Annotated in this window: 4 protein-coding genes; 2 read left to right on the top strand and 2 right to left on the bottom strand. The window is 41.2% G+C overall.

Going from position 1 to position 6,415, the window contains the following annotated elements:
* Positions 1 to 144: 144 nt before the first annotated feature.
* The gene (locus JWG41_RS13305; RefSeq protein ID WP_332461298.1) at positions 145 to 1,086 is read left to right on the top strand and encodes a patatin-like phospholipase family protein; all 942 of its coding nucleotides are present in this window, start codon (positions 145 to 147) and stop codon (positions 1,084 to 1,086) included.
* A gap of 4 nt (positions 1,087 to 1,090) precedes the next feature.
* On the opposite strand, the gene JWG41_RS13300 is transcribed toward JWG41_RS13305, so the two are convergent.
* Positions 1,091 to 3,376: a Kelch repeat-containing protein gene (locus JWG41_RS13300; RefSeq protein WP_205270420.1), complete on the bottom strand. Its 2,286-nt coding sequence runs from the start codon at positions 3,374 to 3,376 to the stop codon at positions 1,091 to 1,093.
* A 153-nt stretch (positions 3,377 to 3,529) separates the two neighbouring features.
* Positions 3,530 to 5,827: an autotransporter outer membrane beta-barrel domain-containing protein gene (locus JWG41_RS13295; RefSeq protein WP_408611758.1), complete on the bottom strand. Its 2,298-nt coding sequence runs from the start codon at positions 5,825 to 5,827 to the stop codon at positions 3,530 to 3,532.
* Between the two features lie 89 nt (positions 5,828 to 5,916).
* Between JWG41_RS13295 and JWG41_RS13290 the strand changes: the two genes are divergently transcribed.
* Positions 5,917 to 6,393: an OmpA family protein gene (locus JWG41_RS13290; RefSeq protein ID WP_232373994.1), complete on the top strand. Its 477-nt coding sequence runs from the start codon at positions 5,917 to 5,919 to the stop codon at positions 6,391 to 6,393.
* The last annotated feature ends 22 nt before the right edge of the window (positions 6,394 to 6,415 follow it).

Genomic DNA, 6,415 nt, shown 5'->3' with positions numbered 1-6,415 from the left:
ATGATCCTGAAATTTTTTAAAAAATTTACGATTTGATTATAATAAGAAATCTTTGTTTGGCGATTCCCCTAAAGATAGAAATCCGAATCTTTTGCTGAATAGTTTTTTGCAACCGAAACCGGGCTGGAAGACTCTGACATTATTGTGCAGTCTCATCCTTCCGACAAATCTCCAAATCATCCCAAACTTCCCAAAGCCAAAGGCTCCAAACGAGCCCTCCTAGTCGAAGGTGGGGGAATGAAGGGTGCCTTTTCTGGTGGCGTTTTGTATGCTTGGAACCGCTTTTTAAGACCCAATTACTTTGATTTGGTGGTGGGTGTTTCCTCGGGAGCCTGCGCTGCGGCGTATTATGTATCTATGCCAAAAGAAGAGCCAGTCAAAAGTGAAAAGGCCCTTGCAGTTTGGTATAAGGATTTGTCGGGAAGTAAACTCATCTCCTTTCTACATCCATTCCAGGGCAAAACTCTTTTGAACCAAGAGTATCTTATTGATTTTATCTTTCGTAAAAAGGTTCGGTTGGAATCGGAAACTTTGGATCGAAAGAATGTCCCCCATTTTGTGGTGGCTGTTAGCAATTTACATACTCATTCTATTGAATACGTCAAAGCCACATCTTCCAATGTTTTTGATTTATTAAAAGCTGCTACATCTTTACCCATTGCCACTCGCGGTAAACATTGGTTAAACGGAACTTTGTATTCCGATGCTGCGATTCTAAATCCACTTCCCATTCAAGACATCATCGAAGCAGGATACAAAGAAATTGTGGTAATTATGAATTCACCCATTCGCCATATCTCAGGCCCACTCACAAGGTTGACTAGTTTACTAGCCTTCCCAACAAGGCGAACCATTCGCAGGCTTATGCGTAAACTCCACCATTTTCACTTCAATGCAGCAAGAGAACTTGCCGTCAAACCACCGAAAGGTGTGAAGATCATCACTGTTGCTCCTGACAAACCACTTCCAGTCAAACTCACAACAACGATTCGCGCCAAACTCTACAAAACCGTATTGCTTGGTGCCAAAAAAGGCGAAGAGGCTATGTTAAAAATTCTTAAACGGAAATCTAAAAAACAAAAATAGGAATTTAATTGGATTTTTCTGTAAGGTCACTGACATAAAATGCGCCGTAAGGTTTGTTAAAAATTTTCTTAAAGTCTCCACCAATATACCATTTTCCATTTCGATAGAGACTCGTGTTTCCTACATTCTCTGGATTGGGATTCCAATCCAAAATGGTATTGGTTTTGGCATCAAAGGCATTCATATATTGGCTGGCAGTTGTTCCATTGAGTCCAGCAAAGGAACCCGTTACAAGAACCTTCCCTTCTGGCGACGCATTGATAGATGAAACCTGACTGTTCGCGTAAATAGGGTTAGTTGTGATATAGCTATTGGAGTTGGTATCAAAAATTGCCATATATGAAAAACTCCCCAATAGTGAAATCGAAGTGAAAAAACCTCCCAAATAGATTTTGCCATCAAAGAAAAATTGTGTATTCACACCGCTTGTTGGATGATTGGTGCTAGATGGTAAATTGCGAATGGTTCCGGAACTTGTGTCAACTGCATGGTAATTGCTAATGGAACCCAAGCCATTGATCGCAGTAAAAAAACCACCGATATAAACCGAATCACCGACAACCATCATGGTACTCGCGCTCCCAGTATCTAAATTGGGATTCCAATTTGTGAGAGATAAAGTTTTGGAATCTATGGCAGCGGCTCCGTTTCGGGTTTGTCCACTGACATTATTCATATCATAACCTCCAAAAAAGATTTGATTGTTGTTACTCGTGATCGCTCGTATATCAGGAACGGCTCCAGAAACACTTAGGTTTGTTGGATTGAGTTGGTAGGAAGGTAAATCTAAAATAGCAAAGGCAGTCCTTGGGATCCCGTTTATGTTTTCAAATCTCCCGCCAACAAAAAGATGGTTGTCCTTAACATGTAGAACACCAATCGGGAAATCAAAGTTAGGTGTTCCTTCGATTGGGGAACCAGTCAATTCCTCAAAAACCACAAAATTCTTTCTTTCTTTCATGTTAATCGCTAAGTGGTTACTGGCGATGCATAGGGAGGAACCAGAAGATACAATTTCTCCCGATGGAAAAGATATATTATAGTTTAAGTTTGGATCCCAGACATTTAAACTTCCACTAGGTAAATCAAAACTGGCCGCAAAATTTCGTTTTTGACCTTTGGCTTCTGTAAAATCACCGAGAGCATATAGTTTGTTTCCAATGACAGTAAGGTATTTTACAAAGTTATTTATATTAAATGAATTCTCTTTAATCGCACCTAACTGATTATCTACACCGACTAGATAATTGGAGGCGGTTCCTCCAATGGTTGTGAAATCACCACCTAAATATATTGTATTTTCATATTGGTTGACTTTAAAGACTTCCAAATCTGGGTTTGGAGCCCAAGAAGTTTGTGTTCCATTTAAAAAGAAGGAAATCGCTCTGCCAGTAAATGGCCCAACCACGTAGAGAACAGGAGTTCCCGTATGATTGGTACCCAGATGTAGGTCATTGACTTGTCCACCTACAGGGGCTTGTCCCGTAAAAGACGAGTCAATGGCACCATTGATTGGAGATAATTTAACAAGACCATATCTTGGACTTGCTCCAATGTTTTGAAAATGACCTCCTACAAATAAGGTCAAACCATCAGTAACGATATCAAATACACCATTATCAAAAGTATTTGTGGTGAATTCTACGTTGAGTTTTCCCGTATAACGATTTAAAGACGCAATGTTAGATTGTGCACCAGAACCCCATCCAGTAAACACTCCACCTACATATAAATTTTCACCTAATAATGCTAAAGCGGTGATGCCTCGAGTAGCATCTTCAACGACAACAAAGTTGGGATCCAGTTGGCATCCAGATAAAATATGGGCCACTTGACTTCGTTTGATCCCTTGGACATAGGTAAAATCCCCTCCAATATAGAATCCACCGGATCCGTCAGATATGGCCGTGGAATAGGATCCATTCACTTTCAAATGAGGACAAAATCGATTGGGAATTGTCATACCAGTATTGGAATCCACCATTGCGATATTTCCTGTAGGAATTCCCGTCATCGTAAATTCTCCTCCTACGATGATCTGTCCTTGATAAGATTCAATGGCGGTGACTCTGGCGGTGGCAGAAGGATGATACACTCCCCACTCATCAAAAAAGGAAAAAGCGGGCAAACAAGAGGAAGACCGATCCCCAGTGGCAAACCGAATGATACTAGCTAATAAATAGGATTGGGAACGAGCATCGCAGGTATTTTCCAGGTCTGCAGGTTTGCAGTGGGAGAGGGCAGTGAAAGAAAATATGCAAATCCACAAAAAGGGAAGAATTCGGGACATGAACCCAGAGTTTCGATCTCTAGTTCCATGTCGAGATTTTTGAGCGTTATGAATCAAAACAAATTTGTAGAAGATTCAATTTTCAATTATATTGGAATCGATTTGAAGTTATGTTTCAGATACGAAGATAATCATTGAACGGACGTTCTGTGATCATTCATTCAAACTAGTCCTAACAAGCCCACCATTACTTTTTTTCAGAGCGACGGAAAAGGCCCCACCCAAATAGTATTTTCCATTTTTATACATGGATGTATAAACTACATCATTGATTGCAGCATTCCATGGAGATAAAATACTTGTGTTGTTGTTATAGACTCCAAAGGAATATCTGTCAGTGGCTCCGTTAAGTCCAGTAAAGGATCCTCCGATAAAGACATTCCCACCAGGGTAGGATGCAAGATGATTCACAATGTTATCTGCATATACTGGGTTAGGTTGTTCGTAAGATTGTGTAGTTACATTATACACTGCAATATTATTGTACCCAGTCACGCCACCAATGGTTATGAATTGCCCACCGAGATAGATTTTTGTACCCACTAAGGTTTGTGCGTAGACTCCACTGTTTGGAAAACTGGTCGCAGAAGGGATACCTTTTTTAAGGCCAGAGACCTTATCCACTGCTTGGTAACTTGCGGTAACACCATCCCCGTTAATTCCCGTATACAATCCCCCTAAGAAAACTAAATCTTGAACTACAAGAAAACTTTCACCGCTACCATTGAGGTTGGGATTCCAGTTGGTGACAGTAAGGTCATTTAAACTGAGAGCAAAGGCTCCATTCCTTGGTAGCGCATTCACATTAGCTAAACTTGTCCCGCCCACGTATACTTGCGATTCATCACTGACAATCGTGCGGATTTCTGGGGAACCAGTTAGCACTATATTAGTTGGGCTTAGCTGGTAGTTTGGTAAATCCAAAATAACAAACGCATTTCGTGACTGTCCGGCCACATTGGTAAACGAACCTCCTGCAAACAATCTATTTCCAATAACATGAAGGGCTTTGATCGGGAAATCAAAGTAAGGTGTTCCCTCTATGGGTGCACCCGTCACTTCATCTATAACGGCAAAATTGTTTCGAGCAGTTACATTCACTGTGGAACGACTGGAAGTGACAAGGACCACTCCGTTCCCTGCTGACACAATTCCAGAACCAGGATTGCTGATATTTCCATCATACGCCGGATCGAAGGCAGTGACTGATTCGTCGGGTAAAGAAAGTGCCGCCGCGTAGTTTCTGGGAGTCGATTTAATCGACGAAAAATCGCCCGTTACGTACAAAGTATTTTCTATGATTTGCAGGGTTGCGATGGAATCGCCGGTGACACTAGCGATGATACCATAATTTGTAGTGATGGCAGTTCCCGTACTATTATTTACAGAGACTAATTTGGAAGCGGAAGTTGCACCATTGATGGTGGTAAAATCACCGCCTAAATAAATGGTATTGTTGTATTGTTGGATTGAATTTACTTTCGCATTAGGATTTGGATTCCAAGTGGTCAAAGTTCCATCGGGATAAAATGATATTGCTCGACTAAATGTTGGAGTTGTCATATCACCACCAGCAAAAATATTCGGACTCCCACTCGCATCGGTTCCATAATGCAAATCGAGGCAAGTCCCACCGTTAATGGTTGTATTGAAAGAAGATATAATTAGACCTGAAGAGAGAGAAAATTTTGCTAAGGCACGTCTTGCAAAACCCCCAATGTTAGCAAATTCTCCACAAACATATAGAGAATCTCCATCAGTTTCTAAATCGGACACCAGGTTATCTGCCCCAGAAGTGAATCCAGTGTCCAAGACACCAGTATAACGATTCAGACGCACCAGATACTTCTGCGATGTATCACCACCCCAGTCAGAAAAAATTCCTCCCACATAGAGGGAATCATTTTTGAGGAGTAGGGTATAAATCTCTCTGGTATTATCCTTCGGTACATTAAAGTTACGATCTAATACGCAACCAGGAAGGATATGAGCTACGCTGAATCTCTCTTCCCCTTGGACAGCAAAGAAGCTACCTCCTATATAAAAACCTCCCCCTCCATCAGAGATGGCAATTCCTGTTGTCCCCACTACTTTTAAATAAGGGCAATTTCGATTGGGTAATACCTTCCCATTTTTTGTTTCTAAGTAAACTACACTGCCCGTGGAAGGGCCAACATATTTGAAATTGCCACCGACGATGATTTGGTCATTATAACTAGCGAGTGAATGAACAGTCGTCGTAATTCCTGAGCTCGGCATAAAAACACCCCATAGGTCTTGAAAATCAAAGGAAGGGTAACAAGAGGGGGATCTATCTCCGGTGAGAAATCGAATGACCGTAGCCTGAAAGTATGCATCTGTTTTCGCATCACAAGCGTTCGAAAGATCTGCGGGTTTACAGCCAAAAGCCAGCCCCATTGACAACGCATAGGCGAGGAAAAGTTTTCGCATGTCCATCATACTCGATATTGTACTAAAGTAATTTATTTTGTCTACTCGTTTGAAAGAAATTTCCCAGATCGGGAGCGGGTCTAAAGGGAGTGATTTGGATTTCCCTAGTGTTAGTCGGACTTGGTTCCATCCTCTATTGGATTTGGAGAGGGAGCGGACAAAGTAACAAACCTATACCAAATGTACGCAAAAAAAACAAATCCGATGGGGAAGAAAATATGTTGGTTATGGAATCGGAAACGAAGGAATTTTCCATTCTCTTCTCCGCCGGCTCCTCAAGTTTGGAAAAACAATCCGTGGATTTGATACGAGAACAATTGGACCAGACAATTTTGACCCAAATTGGATACATTCAATTGATTGGTTCTGCGGATGCATCCGGGAATGTATCAAAAAACCGACGATTGATAAAAGAAAGAGTCCGCATTGTAGAAAGATATTTGATTTCATTAGGGATCCCCAAAGATAAAATCAATACAACTTTTTTAGACCCAAGTTTTGGAGGCAGTCCGGTATTACGAAGGTTGTTGCGATCTGTAAAGATTCAATACAGATTAGAAACATAAAGATGACGTAGGAGTCGGGACT

Origin of the sequence: Leptospira chreensis (assembly GCF_016919165.1) — a bacterium.
Lineage (GTDB): Bacteria > Spirochaetota > Leptospiria > Leptospirales > Leptospiraceae > Leptospira_A > Leptospira_A chreensis.
Note: the sequence above shows the minus strand (reverse complement) of the source record. Positions and strands in the feature narration are given on the sequence as shown.

Coding starts and splice junctions, on each gene's coding strand:
- JWG41_RS13295 (WP_408611758.1), bottom strand. CDS start 5,827: ATGCGAAAACTTTTCCTCGCCTATGCGTTGTCAATGGGGCTGGCTTTT.
- JWG41_RS13300 (WP_205270420.1), bottom strand. CDS start 3,376: ATGTCCCGAATTCTTCCCTTTTTGTGGATTTGCATATTTTCTTTCACT.